Genomic DNA, 17708 nt, shown 5'->3' on the forward strand with positions numbered 1-17708 from the left:
ATCGCGCCGGTCGGTCAGAAGCAGGGGATGGAGGTCGTGGAGCGGACCCGCAGGGAGCTGGCCTCGCCCGCCTTGCTGCCACTGTCGCCGTTGCCGTCGACGCCGTCGTCCGGCAGCTGCCAGGAGTCGACCGAGCTGCCCGGGTTCACGCAGAACAGCAGCCCGCCGCCGTAGTTGATGTCCCGGTAGTAGTGGCTCTCGTAGCCGCTGTTGCTGGAGTTGCTGGCGGCGTGGACGTCGTCGTTCACGACGTTGCCGTAGACGTCGAAGTAGTCGTTGGTGAAGTCGGTGTCACTGTTGAAGTACGCGTGCTTGTTGTTGTTCGCGATGGAGGCCGAGAACACGCAGTGGTAGCCGGACGGGCAGTTGGGGCCGGCCACCGCCTGGCCCGCCGTCGCCACACCGCCCGCGACGATCAGCGCCGTCGCGCCGAGGGCGGCCGCGGCCCGCTTGCGGAACCCAGTGATGCTGCTCATTCTCTGATCCACCTTCATGTCGTGAGCTGGTGAGCGACCCGGCGGGTCGCGCGCGCAGACAGGCTGACACCCGCCGCACGGCTCCGTATTGGACAAAAACGCACCGCGCGGAATGGCCGGTTTCAACCGGCCAGCCATGCGCTGGCCCCGCTCCTGGCCGCCAGGAAGCGGCCCGGCGGCATTCCCGTCATCGCCGTGAACTCGCGGCTGAGATGGGACTGGTCGTAGAACCCGCAGTCGGCCGCGACGCCGGCGGCCCCGCCGCCCGTGGCGAGGAGCCGGATCGCCCGGTTCAGCCGCAGGACGCGGGCCAGGCGCTTCGGGGTGAGACCGATCTGCTCGCGGAAGCGGTTCTCCAGGTGCCGCAGGCTCCAGCCGGTCCTGGTGGCGAGCTCCCCGATCGGCAGGCGGCCCGCCGTACGGTCGAGGAGCCGCCAGGCCTCCAGGACGGCGGGGGACGGCTCGTGGGACGGTGCGGCATCGGCCGTCCAGCGCAGCAGGGTCTCGTCGAGCAGGGCGAACCGTTCCCGCCATCCCGGGGCCGCCTCCAGGGCCGCGCCGAGGTCACGGACCCGGCCGCCCAGGACGTCCGCCGGGTCCGTGACCGTGTCCGCGAGCTCCCCGAGGGTGGCGCCGAAGAGGCGGTACGCCGCCCAGGGCGCGAGGGTGAGCTCCACCCCGTGGAGGTCGCCCTGGTGGCCGAGGACCCTGGCCCGGGTGTGCAGACCGGACACCACGGAGGTGTGCGCCGGCGCCGCGGCCCCCGCCGCCCCGCGCCCCGTCCGGCCGAGCCGCAGCTCGCTGCCGAACCCGATGAGCAGCGACACCCTCCCGGTCGGCACCACGAGCCGCTCCTGCGGCAGGCCCGCCGTCGACCGGAATCCGCGGTACGCGCCGATGCCCGGCCGGAGCCGGGCGTCGGGCCTCGCGTAGAACCACTGGCAGTTTCCCGCTGCGCAGACGCGGCGTCTCACCGTCACACCCTTCCGGGTCCGGAACCGTCCCGGACCGACCTTCGTGACCACTGTCCGATCGGGCCGGACGGGGGGCCAGAGGCAGCGGCGTCCCAGGGACGCGGAGGGACGTCCCACGCCCCTGACCTGCGAGGACGCCATCAGGGAGGGATGCGGGGACCGGCTGCGGCCACCCGTTCGGGGTCGCCCGGGTGGTCGCGCGAAGGGCCCCGGGCGAGGCTGGCGCCACCGTCACCAGGGAGGTCCGTCTTGCCCAGAACCGTTTCGCGCGGAGTCGTGGCGCTGCTGCTGTCCTGCGCGCTGCTGCTGACCACCGCCGCGTGCAACGACGACACGAAGAGCGCGAGCGGTGCCGCGACCCCGACGGCCTCCGCGAGCTTCGAGCAGCAGAAGCTGGCGAAGACGCGGTTCGTGGCCAACGCCGGTCTCGCCGCGGGCGCCACGTACCAGTGGATCGTGAAGCCGTACCGCGCGGGCAAGTTCCAGAAGGGCGCGGACGGCCGGACCTTCGCCCTGGTGAAGGCGGGGCTCGCGGGAGCGTTCACGTACAACCGGCTCAAGGCGGCGGTGAACAACGCCAAGGGCGACCCGCTGCTCTCGAAGGCGGTCGCGCCGCTCTCCGCCGGGATCGAGTCGATCAAGGACCTGGGGACGAAGTTCCGCAAGGGCGAGGCGGGCGACGCGGACGTCAGCACCTTCGAGAACCTCATCAACAACGTGAAGGACGCGGGCAGGAGCGCCGGCGCCGAGGTCGTGGACAAGGTCCCCAGCACCTCGGAACTCGGCGGCTAGGGCTACGAGTTGAGCTCCGCCAGGAGGCGGAGGGTGGCCGGGTCCGGGGCCGTGACCAGCAGGTCCGTCACCGGGCCCCGCCGCCATTCCTCCAGGCGTCCGGCGATCCGCTCCCGGGGGCCGACGAGTGAGATCTCGTCCGCGAAGGCGTCGGGCACGGCGAGCACCGCCTCCTCGCGCCGCCCCGCCGCGAACAGCTCCTGGATGCGACGGGCCTCCTTCTCGTACCCCATGCGCCCCATCAGGTCGGCGTGGAAGTTGCGGGCCGCGTGCCCCATGCCGCCGATGTAGAAGCCGAGCATCGCCTTGACCGGCAGCAGCCCGGTCGCGACGTCCTCGCAGAGCCGCGCCCGGACCATGGGCGCCACGAGGAAGCCCTCGGGCAGCGCGTCCGGGAGGGCGTACACCTCGGCCCAGCGGTCGGGCGTCCAGTAGAGGGGCAGCCAGCCGTCGGCGATGGCGAGGGTCTGCGCGATGTTCTTCGGCCCTTCGGCGCCGAGCAGGACGGGCACGTCGGCGCGCAGCGGGTGCGTGATCGGCTTGAGGGCCTTGCCGAGGCCGGTGCCGTCCGGGCCGGCGTACGGGTGGGAGTGGTGGCGCCCGTCGAGCCGTACGGGGGCCTCGCGGCGCAGGACCTGCCGGACCACGTCCACGTACTCGCGGGTCGCGGTCAGCGGGGAGCGGGGGAAGGGGCGACCGTACCAGCCCTCGACGACCTGCGGCCCGGAGAGCCCGAGCCCGAGGAGCAGGCGCCCGCCGGAGAGGTGGTCGAGCGTGAGGGCGTGCATGGCGGTGGTGGTGGGGGCGCGGGCCGCCATCTGCGCGACGGCGGTGCCCAGCCTGATGCGGCTGGTGTGCGCGGCGATCCAGGTCAGCGCGGTGAAGGCGTCGGAGCCCCAGGCCTCGGCGGTCCACACCGAGTCGTAGCCGAGCCGCTCGGCCTCGCGGGCGAGGTCGAGGTGGGCGGGGGAGGGGCCGCGGCCCCAGTAGCCGAGGGCGAGTCCGAGTCGCATGCCCCGCATCCTTTCTGACGCTCCGTCAGGTGTGGTGGGGGGACTGTACGGCAACGGCCCCCCGCCCGGAAGGGATTCCGGGCGGGGGGCCGTCGAGTACGGGTGTCAGCCGCGCTGGATGCCCGTCGTGTCCTGGAGGACGCCACGGCGGCCGTCCTGCGTCTGGGCCACCAGGCCCGGACCGCGCTGCTCGACCGCCAGGTACCAGGTGCCCGGCGCCAGCTCGGCGATCGGCGCCTGCGAGCCGTCCTCCGCGTACAGCGGACGCGCGACCGGGACCGCGAACCAGAACGGCGCGAAGTCCGCCGCCGGCTGCGGGGCCGGAGCGGCCGCCTGCGGCTCGGGCTGGTGCGCGGCCTGCGGCTGCGGGGCGGCGGCGGCCTGCGCGCCGAACGGCTGGCCCGCGCCCTGCGAGGGGTCGTGCGGGGCGCCGTACGGCTGCTGCTGCGCACCCGGGTAGCCGTAGCCGCCCGGGACGCCCGGCTGACCCGGCTGGCCGGGCTGCATCCCGTACGGCTGCGGGGCCTGCGGCTTGGGCGCGCCGACGAGCGGGGCCTTCAGGGCGGGGACCAGCGGGCCGGCGACGGCGGCACCGGCCACGGCCAGCGCGGCGATGAGGCCGAGGATCAGGCCCGCGCCGGCGTTCTCCGCCTCGAAGATCCACATGAGGAGGGTCCAGGCGGACGCGATGGTGAACGCGGCACCGACCTGCCCGAGGTCCAGGCCCACCACCTTGCGGGGCTCCGGCAGGGCGCGGGAGACGACGACGAGGGCGGCGCCCGCGATCCCGACGAAGAAGGAGCCCCAGCCGAGGTACGAGAGCTCCCACGAGTTCACGGTGGGGACCTTGTCGCAGATGTCGGCGGCGGCGTCGCAGCCGGCGATGTCGAGGAACGAGGCGATGAACAGCAGCACCGCTGCACCGATCAGCACGCCGTCGCCTCGGGTGAGGGAGCGGATATTCACGTAAGAGTCCTTCGTCAGGTCGTCGGTCGTCGCGTCGGGGGGTGGCGCTCAGGGTGGCGCTCGGGGGTGCCACTCGGGGTTTCACGGCACGGTTCACGGCACGTTTCGCGGCACGGGGGCCGCCCCATCGTACGGAGCGAATCTATCGCCCGCCGGTTCTACCCCTTGAGGTAGGTCGCGATGCCGTCCGCAAGACCCTGCGCCGCTTTCTGCCGCCACGCCGCCGACGTGAGCAGTCGCGCGTCCTTCGGATCGCGCATGTTGCCGCACTCGACGAAGACCTTGGGAACGGTCGAGAGGTTGAGGCCGCCGAGGTCGTCCCGCACGTCCAACCCCGTACCGTCACCGATGTAGTTGGCGGGCGAGGTGCCGGTGGCGTGTGCGAACCGGTCCGCGATCCGCTCACCGAGGGTACGGGAGGGGCCGACGATCTTCGTGGTGTCGGCGGTGCCCGCCCGCACCTTTGCGGGGAGGATCACATGGAAGCCGCGGTGGCCGACGGCCGAACCGTCCGCGTGGACGGAGACCACGGCGTCGGCACGGGCGCCGTTGCCGATCTTCGCCCGCTCGTCGATGCACGGCCCCCAGGGGCGCTCGCCGTCGTGGGTGAGGACCACCTTGGCGCCGCGCGCCGCGAGCAGGTCCCGCAGGCGGTGGGAGACGTCGAGGGTGAAGGCGGCCTCGGTGTAACCGGCGTTCGTGGACGTCCCCGTGGTGTCGCACTCCTTGCGGTTGGTCCCGATGTCGACCTTCTGGTTGATTTCGGTGGAATGGCGGAAATTGCCGGAGTTGTGGCCGGGGTCGATGACGATCGTCCTCCCGGCGAGCGAGCCGTTCCCCTGCGCCGGCGCCGACGAGCGGCCGGGTCCGGGGACGGCGGAGGGAGAGGCGAACGGCGGGCGGGACTCCGCCCCGCTCTCGCCCTGGGTGGCCGGGGACGTCCCCCGGGCCTTCCCGCTCGGCGGCGAGGCCTGTGAGCTCGCGCACCCGGCGAGCACGGCGCAGCAGCCCGTGGCGGCGAGGGCGAGGGCGAGGGTACGGCGGGCGGTCTTCCGGTGGTCGTACGGCACCCCGCGACTGTAGGCCCTGCGCGGGGCGAAACGCCGTACCGGGTACGTCGCAGCTTGGTCACCGCCCTTTCGAAACGGTGGACGCGTGTGGGCGAACCGTGAAGGGTAAGTGGGAAGAGGCGACGGTGGGGTGTCACCGCGCATGGACCCACGAGGGGGAACCGTGGTGGGGGAAGAACCGAACGACGCACGTCCCGAGCCGAACGACAGACCTCCGGGCGAGGTCGGTTTAACCAAGAGGGAGCAGACGGATTCCGGAACGGCTTCCGGACCGTCTTACGGGGCGGCTTCCGGACCGTCCTCAGGGCCGGCTTCCGCGCCGCCTTCGGGTGCGGCTTCCAGGCCGTCCTCCGGGACGGCTCTCGGGGCGTCTGAGCCGCCCTGGGCCGCTCCGACCCCGGCGACACCGCCGACTCCGGCCGCGCCTGCGGCGCCGGCCCCGACGGATGCCGCTCCGGCTGCCCAGGCAGCCCCCGATCCGGCCGTCCCGGCGGCTCCGGCCGCCCCGGTGGCTCCCGCAGCTCCGGCGGCTCCCGCCGCCCCGGTCGGCGGAACGCCCACGCTCGCCTTCGGCCCGCCGCCCGGCGCGGGGGCCGGGGCCCCGCTCGCGGCCACGGCCGCCACCCCGTCCGGTGGCGCACCCGACCCGGCCCCCGTCCCGCAGGGCGCGGCCGCCACCCCGTCCGGCGCTCCGGCCGGGCCCGCGACCGCGCCCGGCTGGGCGGGGGCCGGGACCGTGCCGCCGCCGCCCGGGGCGCCGCCCGGCTTCGGGCCGCCGCCGGGGTACGGGCCGCCCGGGTACGGTCCGCCGTCCGGGCAGGGGCCCGCGCAGCCCCGGGGCGACGCGAACCCGGCGCAGGCGGCCGCGATCGGGCTGCTCAACCTCTCGGGCCTCGGCCTGGGTTACGTCCTGCTGAGGAACTGGGTCGGAGCGGCGCTCTGCTGGCTCGCGACCGGCGCGCTGCTCGTGGCGGCGCTTCCCGCCGACGTCGACGGGGTGCCCTTCGGTCTGCTCGTGGGCTACGGCGTGTTCCTGCTCGCCGTGGCGGCCGACGGCGCCCGGCGCGGGCTGAGGGCCACGCTCGGGGTCGGCGGCTCCGTCCGGCGCCTGGCGCTGCCGCTCGCGCTCGTGCTGCTCGCCGTGCCCGCCGGAGGCTCCCTCGCGTACGGCGCCGCCCGCGACGAGGCGAAGGAGCAGGCGATGCTGGACCTGCTCGCGGCGGCGGACGCGCTGGTGAAGTCCACCGACGGCCTCGCCTTCGACAAGGCCGAGCCCATCTTCCGCCAGGCGCTCAGCGCCTACGAGGACCTCGGCACGAAGCACGCCGGCTCGCGGGCCGGGAAGCTCGTCCCCGACCGCCTCGACGCGTACTACAAGACGGTCTCCGCCCCGTACGCGAAGAAGGAGTACTGCGCGGCCGTGGCGCCGCTCACGTACCTGCGGGAGCTCCCCGCCACCGTGGACAAGGGCCTCCTCGGCTCCCGGCCCGCCAAGACCGACGAGCCGCTGGCCGAGTCGCTCTACGAGTGCGGCACGGCGGCGCTCGGCGTGCGGACGGCGAACCCGCCGGCGAGCGAGAGCCTCAACAAGCTCCTCGACACCTTCCCGAAGTCCGCCCAGGCGGCCGAGGTCGAACCGGCCGTCCGCGCGGCGATCAAGACCCGCACGACCGCCCTCGCCGGCGGCTCCGCGCCCTGCGACACGACCGAGGAGCTGCGCGCGCTGCGCTCCTCCCTCGACAACATGCCGGACCCGTCCCTCGAAGGCGCCTCGAAGGAGGCGGCGGACGCGGTCCAGACGGGCGACTTCGCCTGCGGGACCTCCCAGTTCAAGAACAAGGAGTTCGACAGCGCGGTCACGACCATGACCGACTACGCCAAGACGTACCCGAACAGCCCGAAGGCCGCCCACGCCCGCTCGATCGCCATCGCCGCCGAGATCGCCGAGGAGGAGCCCGCGGCCGGCAAGAGCCTGCCCTCGGCCGACGTCCCCGGCGGCCCCCGGATGGTCATGGTGATCAGCAACGACGGCCCCGGCGAGGTCGAGGTGCTCTACACGGGCCCGATGACCGGCAGGGTCACCCTCAAGGCATGCGGGACCTGCACGAAGTACCAGGCCCCGCTGCTCGTGAACTCCCCGAAGATCAAGGCCTGCTCGGGGCCGTCCTCGAAGTACCCGAAGGCGACCCTGCTGCTGCCCGCCGGCGACTACCAGTTCCTCCAGAAGCGGGCGGCGAGCGGCACCTCGAAGGGGGACACCAAGAGCAGCAAGACGAAGATCGAACCGGGCTACAGCTATACGAACTGCCTGTACGTGACCTCGCTGTTCTGACCGCCACCACGCGGAAGTGATGTTCATCCGGGCGGCCGTCACCTTTCGGGGCGACGGCCGTTGGACTCTCGGTGATCTTGGGCCTTCCGGGATCGCCGGACCCTCCCAGTCCCCAGGACGGAAACAGACGGATGAACAGCACGGCGGTCCTGGACCGCGACACCGGGCGCCCGCCCACCCCGGGCCGCCCGGCCACCCCTTTAACCTGGTCCGACTTCGGCTGCGAGGTGAACGCGCAGCCCCCGGCGGAGCTCTTCGAGCGGTACGAGCGCTCCCGGTTCCTCTACCCCGCCAAGCGGGCCAGGCTCGCCCCCTACCGGTCGCTGATCCTGGAGAACTGGGAGCGGGCCCGCCGCGCCGGTGAACTCCTGCACCTCGTGGTCAGTCACGAGGAGCCCGACGGCGGCTGAGCCTCCCTCTCCTCCTGGCGGTCCACCCACGCGGGCTGGCAGACCCAGCACCTGGTGAGCTCCGGCACCCTCCTCGGCGGCCGGGCCGTGATGCTGGCGGCGCAGGCCGTGCGGATGGGGGAGTGGCGGGACGTCGCCCAGCAGAACTGGTTCAGCCCGAGCAACCGTTTCGCCGCCCTCGCCTTCGGCGGCATGACCGAGACCGTCGGCCCCGAGCGCTCCACCACCGTCCCCGGCGAGTACGTGATGGTGCCGTCGGCCCTCGCCGAGACGCTCGGACGGGGCGGCGACCGGGACCGGCCGGTCGTCGAGCTCGACGGCGGGGCCTGTCCCGAGCTCGCCGAGCTCGCCCGCGCCTGCCGGGGCGAGGTGTTCGTCCGCGCCGAGGGCCTCGACCGGGACGACCTGCTGCTCGACGACGTCGACCGGCTCTACCGGCTCGTCGGACTCCGCCGCCACCGGCGGATCTTCGTCCAGTACGACGCCACCGGCCGGCTCCGGGCCGCCGCGCTCGCCTACCGGGGCCCGCTCGGCCTCAACTTCTCCTTCCTGGAGAACCGTTGCGACGTGCTCGTCTCGCCCGAGCTCGACGCGACCGAGGCGCAGCGGGCGCTGGACGCGCTGATCGCCGCCGCGAGCACCGCCTACGAGGACTTCGAACCCGGCTGCGTCCCCGTGGCCGGGGAGACACCGATGGACCGGCTGGTCCGGGCGGGCGCCGAAGCCGTCCGGCCGTACACCCGCGCCATCTGGCTCGCCGAGGCGTACCCCGACGTCCACCGGCACATCGACCGTCTCTACGCGAGCCGCCTGCGCGGCCGGGGGCAGCACCCGAGGAGGAACCCGTGAGCGTCCCGTACCTGATGGAGGACCGGCGCGAGGCCGGCCGGCTCGTCGCGAAGGTCGACGCCGACGTCTGGGTACGGGAGTACCTGGGCCCGGTCCTGCCCGCCGGAGCGGGGCGCGTCCTCGACGTCGGCGCGGGCCCCGGGCACATCGCGGAGGCCGTCCACCGCGCCCGGCCGGAGGCGGAGGTCACGGCCTTCGACGGCAACCCCGACCGGCTCGCCGCCGGTACCGGGAACCCGGCGGGCGACGCCCTGGTCCGCCGCACCGGGGACGCCCGCGCGCTCCCCTTCGAGGACGGCTCCTTCGACCTGGTCTACACGCGGCTCATGCTCCAGTACGTCGCCGAGCGAGAGAAGGCCGTCGCCGAGATGGCCCGCGTCACCCGCCCCGGCGGCCGGGTCGTGCTCTTCGACCTCGACGGGCAGCTCGTCTGGCACGACCCCGTCGGGCCCGAACTGCGCGCGCTCCTCGACCCGGTGACCGAGGCCCTCGGGGCGGCCGGGTTCGACCCGCACACCGGGCGCCGCCTCTTCGCCCTCGCCCGCCGGGCCGGCCTCACCGACCTGGACGTGCGGGTGGACCCGTACCACCTGATCGCCGGCCGGATCGACCCGGTGGAGCGCGAGCAGTGGGCGCTCAAGCTCGACATCGCCCGCCCGCTGATCGCCCGCGCGCTCGGCTCTGCGCAGGCGGCCGAGGAGGCCGTGGGGGTCTTCCTCGCCCACCTGGACAGCGAGGAGACGCTGACCTACTCGGTCGCCTTCACGGTGACCGGAACGGCCCCCGAGGTCGTCAGCGGCGGCGCAGCACCCGCAGCGAGTCGGTGACGGAGACCTCCTCGAAGTCACCCGACTCAAGGGCGCGGAGGTAGATCCGGTACGGCGCCTGGCCGCCGTCCTCCGGGTTCGGGAAGACGTCGTGGATGACGAGCAGGCCCCCGGGGGCGACCTTGGGGGCCCAGCCCTCGTAGTCGTTCGTGGCGTGCTCGTCGGTGTGCCCGCCGTCGATGAACACGAACCCGAGCTGCCCGCCCCAGGTCCTGGCGACCAGCGGCGAACGCCCGACGATCGCGATCACGTGCTCCTCGAGCCCCGCCTTGTGGAGCGTCCGCCGGAACGTCGGCAGGGTGTCCATCAGCCCCACCTCCGGGTCCACCACGCTCTCGTCGTGGTACTCCCACCCCGGCTGCTGCTCCTCGCTGCCCCGGTGGTGGTCCACGGTCACCGCGACCGTCCCCGCCTGCCGGGCCGCGTCCGCGAGCAGGATCGTCGACCGCCCGCAGTACGTCCCCACCTCAAGCAGCGGCAGCCCCAGCTTCGCCGCCTCGACGGCCGCCCCGTACAGAGCGAGCCCCTCCCCGACGGGCATGAACCCCTTCGCGGCCTCGAAGGCGGCAAGGATCTCGGGCGAGGGCTCGGACATGGTCACTCCTACGGGCCTACTGGCGGGTACGCGTCTACGGGCGCCCATCGTGCCCTACTCCTCGCACCCGAACCACACCGTCCTCCTCCCACCCCTCTCCAGGGGTCGCTCCGTTACGCTCGCCTCCGAGCGGCCGCGTCATGGAGGAACACCATGGAGACCCACCAGAGCCCGGCGGGAACACGCCGGCGCAAGTCCCCGTACAGCGGCGACGGCGACCGCTGACCGTGGCGACCCTCATAGGGATGGTGGTCCTCGCCCTCGTCCTGCCGACGTGGGCGGCGATCACGTACGTGGGGCTGGTCCGGGCCCGGCGGGAGAACGCCGCGCTGCCCCCGCCGCCCCGGCCCCGCCGTACCCCCGCGAAGAAGGCAGCCTGGGCCGCCGGGCTCGCCTACCTCGCGGGCGGGGCGCTGCACGTGTACGGCCTGTCGTACCTGCCGTCCCTCTTCCCGGAGGACGCGTGCTGGTTCAACGCGGGGGCGAAGGTCATGCCGGACTCCAGCAGCGCCCTGCCGGTCAGCCTGGTGTGCCGGGGCGAGGAGGTCGTCCCGTGGTGGGTGAACCCGGGGCTGCTGGTCCTGGCCGTCACCGCCGTCGCCGCGACCGTCGCCGCGGTCGTCCTCCGGTTCAGGCGCCGGTAGAGGACAGGCGGAGGGTCCAGGTGTCGACGGTGTACTTCGCCGGGTCGGCCGGGTGCGGCTCCGCGATGCTGGCGACGATCCTGCCTTCCCGGTCCTGGTGGAGGGTCCGTATCGCCCGGCTGTCGCCGCCGTCCTTCAGCTCCGCGAGGACGGTCGTGCCGAGGTCCCGCCCCACCGCCCGGAGCACCCCGCCGTCGAGCACCAGGACGGTGCCGTCCGGGAGGACGACCGGCTTCGGCGGCTGCGGGTCGGACAGTTCGGGGCCGGGGGTGACGGCGCCGCCGGGCAGGAGCCGTACGACCCGGTTCTTCGTCGGGACGTTCCGGTCGGCCTCCACGACCCGGACGCCGCTGCCGACGACGTAGTGCCCGTACGAGGGCCACCGGTCGGTCTCGTTGCCGTCGCGGTCGTACTCCCGCGTCTCGAAGATGCCGTAGCCCTCCAGGCCCAGCAGGAACCGGCCGCCGCCGCGTGCCGCCCCGCGCGCCCCGCGCAGCTCGGCGACCAGCCGCCCGTCGGCGAGGTCGAGGAGGAACGCCGGGCCGAGGTGGCCCCACGCCGTGTACTCCAGCGAGTCGGTGGTGACGAGGACCCGGCCGCCCGAGATGTGCGCCGCGTTCGGCCGCCCGGAGAAGGAGTGCGTCCACAGGGTGCGGCCGTCGGCGCCGACGCCGGTGACCGCACGGGTCCGGCCGTGGACGGCGGTGCCGTCCCGGCGGGCGAGCGGCGTGCCGGGGCGGGGCCGCTCGTACGGAGGCAGGCCGTCGGCCCGCCGATGCTCCAGGACCACCGCACGGATGCTCGACATGGCGGGAGCGTAGCCCCCCGCCGGCCGCCCGTCCTCAGGGCAGGTCGTCGCGGCCCAGCCACGCCGGTCTGACCGGCACCCCGTCCGCGTACCGCTCGACGTCCGGCCCGGGTTCCGGCTCGACGTCCGGCCCGGGCCCCGGTTCGGGTTCCGGTTCCACCGCCTCGGACTCCGTTTCCGGAGCCGGAGGTTCGGGCGCGGACTTCGGCGCGGCGGAGTCCTCCAGCAGCTCCGCCACCGTGAACCGGGTGACGTACGACTGCCACGCCCCGTCCACGACGAGCAGGAACCCGTCGTCCTTCCGGAGGAGCCGACGGCGCTTGGGACTTCGGGGATGCTCCGGTGTGAAGCTCCGCGCCCGGCGCTCCAGCTCCTCCAACGCGTCCTCGCGCGACCCGGAGACGTGCGCCATCACATGGGCCTCCATGTGCTTGCGCTCCCCGAGCCCCACGGTCATCTCCATGACCAGCCCCCACGTCCGCACGTCCATGGAACCCCCCGTTCTCGTACGTGTGTCTCCCTTCCACAGTAGGCGGACGGGGGGCGGACGCTCAGCCCCCGGCCAGCACGCCCCGCAGTCTCAGCACCCCCGCCTTCCACTCCTCGCCGTCCGACTCCTCCCAGAGCTCCAGGAGTTCGGACGGCTCGGTGAGGACCCGGTCCAGAGCCTCCACGGCCGCCGGACGCAACTCCGCCGGAAGCGCGGGCAGCGGCTTCTTCGGGCCGTACGAGGTGGTGACCGGCTCGCCACCGGGGCACTGCGCCGCGAGCAGGGCGGCCGAGGCGATCGCCTCCACCGCCAGGTCCGAGTCGAGGTAGTCGCCGCCGGTCTCGATCACCTCGCGGAAGGCCGTGCGCAGCACCTCCGCCTTCTTCTCCTCCGGCGCCTCGTCGACCCGGTACGAGAAGTCCGCGGCGGTGTCGTTGTCGAAGGGGCCGATGTCCCAGGTACCCATGGCGTGCTCGCTCTCTCCGCTGTCGTTCGGCTGTCCCGACAGAGTGACAGCCACCACTGACAACGCCCCCCGCCCGCCGGACTAGGCTCTTCCGGGCCGCCGGAACGGGCGGTACGGGACGGGACGCGGGGGTCAGGGCGATGAGCGAGCAGACCGAGGCGGCACAGGAGACGGCGGAGGCGGTGGAGCCGGGCGGTGGCGGGCGGATGTCGCCGCTGCGGCGGGCGTTCCGGAGCCGTACCGCCCGCACGGCGGTGGTCGCCGGGCTCGTCGGTGCGCTGCTCGGCGCCGGGGCCGTCGCCTGGCGCACCGACACGCTGCCCCTGGTCGATGGGGCCGCGCCCTGCTGGGACTCGCTGGGTGAGGGGACCGTGACCGCGCTCTTCGGCGAGGACCGCGAGGTCCGTTCCGAGGAACAGCGCCTGGGAGGCAGCAGCGGTCTCAGGAACGGGATCTGCCGGGTGACGAGCTTCCAGGACGGGCGCCCGCGCCGCGCGGTGGACATCCGCGTCCATGAACTCGACGGTCTGTACGGCGCGGACGGCGACCGCTGGCCCGCGGACTACCTGGACCCGGACATGGTGTCCCTGGGCAAGGGACTGCCCGGCATGGTCTCCGGCGCGCGGGCCTGGATCGCCCTTCCCGAGAAGTGCACGGGCAAGCCGGGCGACTTCGAGGCCGCGACCGTCGTCGACGTGTCCCTGGGGCGTGCGGGGGTCGACTACGAACCCGGGCTCCGGGGGTGGGAGGAGGACCGTGCCGCCCTGGCCCGGGCGGCTGTCGACGCGGCCAACGGGGCGATCCGCGCCCTCGGTTGCTCGCAGTCCTATGCGGCGCCCGGCGCCCTCGCGAAGGCGGGGGACTGGGAGGAGGCGGACCAGGACGCGCTGTGCGGAACCAAGGGCTTCGCCCTGCCCGCCGGCTTCTCCCGCGAGCGCCGTGAGGCGCTCACGCGGGAACGCTTCGGCGGTTTCGGCGGCCCGGCCCGCAGCTGCGAGGTGGGCGGCCCGGCCCCCAACACGTACCTCAGGTTCACGACGGTGGAGACCCCGTCGCTGACCGCGATCTTCAACAAGGCCGTGCTGCACGGCGGCACGCGGGTGGAGGGCCCCCGGGGCTACGGCTCCCTGAGCGAGACGCGCGCCGCCTACAAGGCGAAGTGTCCGAAGGGTTCGGTGGTCTTCCTCGTGGAGCAGAAGCGGGCGATCGACGACGTCGCCTTCGACCTGACGCGCTCGCTGCTCCCCGCCTACGTGGCGGCGGAGGCGGAGCGGATCGGCTGTGGCCCGGAGAAGGTGAGGATCATGCGCGGCTGACCGCCGCGGTCCTTCGCCTTCAGGGCCGGGTGTCTTCGAGGTTCCCGATCATGCGCTCCAGGACGCGGACGGCGGTGCCGTACTCCTCGGGGGTGATGCCGTCGACGGAGCGGGCGCGGAACGCCTTCACGCGGTCCGCCACCTCGGCCAGGCGGGCGGCGCCGTCCGGGGTGAGGGTGAGGCGGCCGGGGGCCGGGCGGGACGTCCAGCCTCCGGCGAGGGTCGTCTCGACGGCGGCGGTCAGGGTGGGGGCGTCGGCGTTGACCGAGAGGATCCTCAGGACCTCGGCGTCGGTGATTCCGTCTTCCTTCCTGACCATGTTCAGGACCTGCCAGACGACGCGGGTGAGGCCGAACTCCCCGAGCGTGCCGTCCATGACACGCGTGAGGGCCTTGTCGGTGCGGTTCAGCAGGAAGCCGATGGGGGGCATGGCGTTGGGCTCGTGCTCCATGCGGGGCTCTCCAAACGGTGAGGAGGGGTGTCAGCGGTCGGACGGTTCCGGCGCCAGTATCGACGTCCAGTCCTGGGCCCGCGCCCAGTCGTCGAAGCCGCGCCAGCCGACCTCGGGGAACTCCCTGCGCAGTGCGGTGACGTCGACGTCGAGGCCGGTCGTGGTGAAGTACGAGAACATCGCGGCCAGGTCCGTGGAGCGGGTGCGCACGTACGCGAGCGGGACCTCCTGGTGGGTGATCGGGCGGCCGAGGGCGGCGGCGAGGATCGCGGTCATCTCCGCCGGGGTGCGCTCGTCGGCGGCGATGTCGATCCGGCGGCCCGTGAAGTCCTCGCGGCGCCCGAGGGCGAGCGCGCCGAACGCGCCGATGTCCTGTGCGGAGATGAGGGCGAGGGGTCGGTCGGCCGGCATCGGCCAGGCGAAGGTGCCCGCGCGCAGTCCGTCGGCGGTCCAGCCGCCGGCGTAGTTGTCCATGAAGGCCGCCGGGCCGATCACCGTCCAGGGCGTGCCGGAGGCGTGGAGGTGGTGCTCGACCGCGCGCTTGCTCTCGTAGTGCGGCACGCGGGTGTCGCGGTCGGCGTGGGCGACGGAGGTGAGGACGACGTGGCCGAGGCGGGCGGCCGCCGCCGCGTCGACGAGGGCCCTGCCCTGCCGGACCTCGGCTTCGACCCCGGCTTCGAAGGTGGTGACGGCGAACAGGGAGTCGGCGCCCGCGAGGGCGGCGTCGAGGGAGGAGCGGTCGTCGAAGTCCGCGTGCCGCACCTCGGCGCCGAGGGCGCGCAGGGCGGCGGCGGCGGGCGAGCCGGGGCGGCGGGTGAGGGCGCGGACCCGGTGGCCGGCGGCGAGCAGGGCGCGGGCGGTGGCCCCGCCCTGGGCGCCGGTGGCGCCGGTGACGGCGACGGTGAGCATGGTTCTCCCCGAGTGAAGTGATGGCTGCACTGTGCATTCTCTGTGTTGTGCAGATAACCCTACTCGGATTTCTCTGTGCCGCGCAGGTTTTCTCGAATCATGTTTCTGACCTTCCGTCAGAATGGAACGTGTTCTAGTCTGCGGCGCATGGGCATCGCCATCACGCACGAACAGCGGGAGCTCGCCCGATCCGTCCGGGGCTGGCTCACCCGCGCCGCACCCCCCGAGGAAGTCCGCAAGCACCTGGACGTCCCCGACACCGCCACCGGACGGCCCTCGTACTGGGACGCCGCCGCCGAGCAGGGACTCCTCGGGCTGCACCTCCCCGAGGAGTACGGCGGCGGGGGCGGCGACCTCGGGGACCTCGCCGTCGTCGTGGAGGAGGCGGCGCGGGCCCTGCTGCCCGGGCCCTACCTGCCCTCCGTCCTCGCCGCCGAGCTCCTCCACCGCGCCGGGCGGCACGAAACGGCCGGCACGCTCGCGCGTGGGGAGCGGATCGGCGCCGTCGCCCTCGGCGGCACCGGCACCCTCACCGCCGTCCGCACCGCGAGCGGTTGGCTCCTCGACGGCACCGCGCCCCCCGTCCTCGGCGGCGCTCAGGCCGACCTGGTGCTCCTCCGGGCCGCCACCGCCGACGGCTCCGTCTGGCTCGCCGCCGACACCGAGAGCCTCGCCGTCCGGCCCCACGAGAGCGCCGACCCCACCCGGCCCACCGCCGAGATCACCGCCCGCGCCGCCCACGTCCCGGCCGGGCGCGAGCTCGCCCTCGAAGCCGGAGCCGTCCAGGACCTCGCCGCCGTCCTCTTCGCCGCCGACGCCTGCGGCACCGCCGCCCGCGCCGTCGAGACCGCCGCCGAACACGCCCGCACCCGCGAGCAGTTCGGCCGCCCGATCGGACGGTTCCAGGGCGTCAAACACCTCTGCGCCGACATGCTCGTCCGGCTCGAACAGGCCCGCGCCCTCACCTGGGACGCAGCCCGCGCCGGCCAGGACAGCCAGGAGGGAGTCCGCTCCCTCACCGCCGCGCTCGCCGCCGCCACCGCCCTCGACGCCGCGTACAGCTGCGCCAAGGACTGCATCCAGATCCTCGGCGGCACCGGCTTCACCTGGGAGCACGACGCCCATCTGCTGCTGCGCCGCGCCCTCGTCGCCCGCCAGCTCCTCGGCACCGGCGACCACCACCGGCTCGCCGCCCTCCGGCACGCCGCCGCCGGCGTCCGGCGCGGCCTCCGCCTCGACCTGCCGCCCGAGGCAGACGCGTACCGCCGCCAGGCCCGCGAGGCCATCGCCCCCGCCGCCGGGCTCGACCCGGCCGCCGCCCGGCGCGCCCTCGCCCCCACCGGCTACGCGGCCCCGCACCTCCCGGAGCCGTACGGGCTCGGCGCGGGCCCCCTCCAGCAGCTCGCCGTCCAACGGGAACTCGACGAGGCCGGGATCAGGCTCTCCGGACTCGGCATCGCCACCTGGGTGGTGCCGTCCCTCCTCGCCCACGGCACCCCCGCCCAGCAGGCCGAGCACCTCGGCCCGACCCTGCGCGGCGAACGCCTCTGGTGCCAGCTCTTCTCCGAGCCCGAAGCCGGCTCCGACCTCGCCTCCCTCCGTACGCGCGCGGAGCGGACGGAGGACGGGCGCTGGCGGATCAACGGGCAGAAGGTGTGGACGAGCGCCGCCCAGTGGGCCCACCACGGCATCCTGCTCGCCCGCACCGACCCCACCGCCCCCAAGCACCAGGGGCTCACCTACTTCCTCGTCGACATGAAGAACACCCCCGGCATCGACATCCGGCCGCTCAAGGAGATCACCGGGGACTCCCTCTTCAACGAGGTCTGGTTCGACGACGTCCTCCTGCCCGCCGACGCCGTCGTCGGCGAGGTGGGCGACGGCTGGCGCGTCGCCCGCAACACCCTCGGCAACGAACGCGTCCACATGGCCGACCAGGTCGCCTTCGACACCGGCCTCGAAGCCGTCATCGACCGGGCGGACCGGGTCGACAGCTCCGTACGCGTACGCATCGGGGCCCTGCTCGCCGAGGCCCACGCGCTCGCGTGCATCGGCCTGCGCACCACCCTGCTCCAGGTGTCCGGCCTCGAACCCGGCGCGGGCGCCAGCGTCCGCAAGCTCGTCCAGACCCTCCACCAGCAGAAACTCGCCGAACTCACCCTCGAACTCCACGGCCCCGAGGGCGCCGTGCGCGAGGGCCCCGGCGAACGGGCCGTCCACGGCCTGCTCATGTCCCGCTGCCTCACCATCGCGGGCGGCACCACGCAAGTGCAGCTCAACGTCGTCGCCGAGCGGCTGCTCGGCCTCCCGAAGGACTGAG

At 74.0% G+C, this 17708-nt stretch carries 19 protein-coding genes; 8 read left to right on the plus strand and 11 right to left on the minus strand.

Annotated features, from left to right (window positions below):
• Positions 1-14 precede the first annotated feature (14 nt).
• Both ACH4TP_RS16285 and ACH4TP_RS16290 read right to left on the minus strand, forming a co-directional pair.
• Positions 15-476, minus strand: coding sequence for a hypothetical protein (locus ACH4TP_RS16285; protein WP_389230170.1), 462 nt, complete (start codon positions 474-476; stop codon positions 15-17).
• A gap of 122 nt (positions 477-598) precedes the next feature.
• Complete coding sequence (locus tag ACH4TP_RS16290) at positions 599-1450, minus strand: helix-turn-helix domain-containing protein (RefSeq protein WP_398178068.1); 852 nt, start codon at positions 1448-1450, stop codon at positions 599-601.
• Positions 1451-1699: 249 nt separating this feature from the next.
• Here ACH4TP_RS16290 and ACH4TP_RS16295 point away from each other — a divergent pair, with 249 nt between their 5' ends.
• Positions 1700-2242, plus strand: coding sequence for a hypothetical protein (locus tag ACH4TP_RS16295; protein ID WP_398438264.1), 543 nt, complete (start codon positions 1700-1702; stop codon positions 2240-2242).
• 2 nt (positions 2243-2244) lie between these two features.
• On the opposite strand, the gene ACH4TP_RS16300 is transcribed toward ACH4TP_RS16295, so the two are convergent.
• The 3 genes from ACH4TP_RS16300 to ACH4TP_RS16310 all read right to left on the minus strand — a co-directional run bounded on the left by ACH4TP_RS16300 (position 2245) and on the right by ACH4TP_RS16310 (position 5291).
• Positions 2245-3255 carry an LLM class F420-dependent oxidoreductase gene (locus ACH4TP_RS16300; RefSeq protein ID WP_398178062.1) on the minus strand — a complete coding sequence of 337 codons (1011 nt, stop codon included), beginning with the start codon at positions 3253-3255 and terminating at the stop codon, positions 2245-2247.
• Between the two features lie 105 nt (positions 3256-3360).
• A complete protein-coding gene (locus ACH4TP_RS16305) occupies positions 3361-4221 on the minus strand; it encodes a hypothetical protein (RefSeq protein ID WP_398178059.1) in 861 nt (286 codons plus the stop codon).
• Positions 4222-4379: 158 nt separating this feature from the next.
• Positions 4380-5291: an N-acetylmuramoyl-L-alanine amidase gene (locus tag ACH4TP_RS16310; RefSeq protein ID WP_398438266.1), complete on the minus strand. Its 912-nt coding sequence runs from the start codon at positions 5289-5291 to the stop codon at positions 4380-4382.
• Positions 5292-5799: 508 nt separating this feature from the next.
• Between ACH4TP_RS16310 and ACH4TP_RS16315 the strand changes: the two genes are divergently transcribed.
• The 4 genes from ACH4TP_RS16315 to ACH4TP_RS16330 all read left to right on the plus strand — a co-directional run bounded on the left by ACH4TP_RS16315 (position 5800) and on the right by ACH4TP_RS16330 (position 9709).
• Positions 5800-7623 carry a hypothetical protein gene (locus ACH4TP_RS16315; RefSeq protein WP_398438268.1) on the plus strand — a complete coding sequence of 608 codons (1824 nt, stop codon included), beginning with the start codon at positions 5800-5802 and terminating at the stop codon, positions 7621-7623.
• A gap of 227 nt (positions 7624-7850) precedes the next feature.
• The gene (locus ACH4TP_RS16320) at positions 7851-8033 is read left to right on the plus strand and encodes a hypothetical protein (protein ID WP_398438270.1); all 183 of its coding nucleotides are present in this window, start codon (positions 7851-7853) and stop codon (positions 8031-8033) included.
• A 54-nt stretch (positions 8034-8087) separates the two neighbouring features.
• Positions 8088-8882: a hypothetical protein gene (locus ACH4TP_RS16325; protein ID WP_398438271.1), complete on the plus strand. Its 795-nt coding sequence runs from the start codon at positions 8088-8090 to the stop codon at positions 8880-8882.
• Complete coding sequence (locus ACH4TP_RS16330; protein ID WP_398178048.1) at positions 8879-9709, plus strand: methyltransferase domain-containing protein; 831 nt, start codon at positions 8879-8881, stop codon at positions 9707-9709. Before ACH4TP_RS16325 ends, ACH4TP_RS16330 begins: the two co-directional genes overlap by 4 nt.
• On the opposite strand, the gene ACH4TP_RS16335 is transcribed toward ACH4TP_RS16330, so the two are convergent.
• Positions 9675-10304 (minus strand): class I SAM-dependent methyltransferase, encoded by a 630-nt coding sequence (locus ACH4TP_RS16335; RefSeq protein ID WP_389230143.1) that lies wholly within the window; start codon positions 10302-10304, stop codon positions 9675-9677. The two genes, ACH4TP_RS16330 and ACH4TP_RS16335, sit on opposite strands and share 35 nt — an antisense overlap.
• Positions 10305-10549: 245 nt before the next feature.
• Here ACH4TP_RS16335 and ACH4TP_RS16340 point away from each other — a divergent pair, with 245 nt between their 5' ends.
• Positions 10550-10948 (plus strand): hypothetical protein, encoded by a 399-nt coding sequence (locus ACH4TP_RS16340; protein ID WP_398438274.1) that lies wholly within the window; start codon positions 10550-10552, stop codon positions 10946-10948.
• On the opposite strand, the gene ACH4TP_RS16345 is transcribed toward ACH4TP_RS16340, so the two are convergent.
• The 3 genes from ACH4TP_RS16345 to ACH4TP_RS16355 form a co-directional block, all read right to left on the minus strand.
• Complete coding sequence (locus ACH4TP_RS16345) at positions 10935-11756, minus strand: hypothetical protein (RefSeq protein WP_398438276.1); 822 nt, start codon at positions 11754-11756, stop codon at positions 10935-10937. The two genes, ACH4TP_RS16340 and ACH4TP_RS16345, sit on opposite strands and share 14 nt — an antisense overlap.
• Before the next feature lie 34 nt (positions 11757-11790).
• The gene (locus ACH4TP_RS16350; RefSeq protein WP_389230134.1) at positions 11791-12246 is read right to left on the minus strand and encodes a hypothetical protein; all 456 of its coding nucleotides are present in this window, start codon (positions 12244-12246) and stop codon (positions 11791-11793) included.
• A gap of 61 nt (positions 12247-12307) precedes the next feature.
• Positions 12308-12712 carry a DUF4259 domain-containing protein gene (locus tag ACH4TP_RS16355; RefSeq protein ID WP_389230131.1) on the minus strand — a complete coding sequence of 135 codons (405 nt, stop codon included), beginning with the start codon at positions 12710-12712 and terminating at the stop codon, positions 12308-12310.
• 140 nt (positions 12713-12852) lie between these two features.
• Between ACH4TP_RS16355 and ACH4TP_RS16360 the strand changes: the two genes are divergently transcribed.
• Complete coding sequence (locus ACH4TP_RS16360) at positions 12853-14028, plus strand: hypothetical protein (protein WP_398438278.1); 1176 nt, start codon at positions 12853-12855, stop codon at positions 14026-14028.
• Between the two features lie 19 nt (positions 14029-14047).
• Here ACH4TP_RS16360 and ACH4TP_RS16365 read toward each other — a convergent pair whose 3' ends face one another.
• Together ACH4TP_RS16365 and ACH4TP_RS16370 are read right to left on the minus strand one after the other, a co-directional pair.
• Positions 14048-14479: a MarR family winged helix-turn-helix transcriptional regulator gene (locus ACH4TP_RS16365; protein ID WP_398438280.1), complete on the minus strand. Its 432-nt coding sequence runs from the start codon at positions 14477-14479 to the stop codon at positions 14048-14050.
• 30 nt (positions 14480-14509) lie between these two features.
• Positions 14510-15388, minus strand: a complete 879-nt coding sequence (locus tag ACH4TP_RS16370) for an NmrA/HSCARG family protein (protein WP_398438282.1) — start codon at positions 15386-15388, stop codon at positions 14510-14512.
• A gap of 147 nt (positions 15389-15535) precedes the next feature.
• Here ACH4TP_RS16370 and ACH4TP_RS16375 point away from each other — a divergent pair, with 147 nt between their 5' ends.
• A complete protein-coding gene (locus ACH4TP_RS16375; protein ID WP_398178027.1) occupies positions 15536-17707 on the plus strand; it encodes an acyl-CoA dehydrogenase in 2172 nt (723 codons plus the stop codon).
• Position 17708 lies beyond the last annotated feature (1 nt).

It is taken from the genome of Streptomyces sp. NPDC021012, from assembly GCF_044333355.1.
GTDB lineage: Bacteria > Actinomycetota > Actinomycetes > Streptomycetales > Streptomycetaceae > Streptomyces.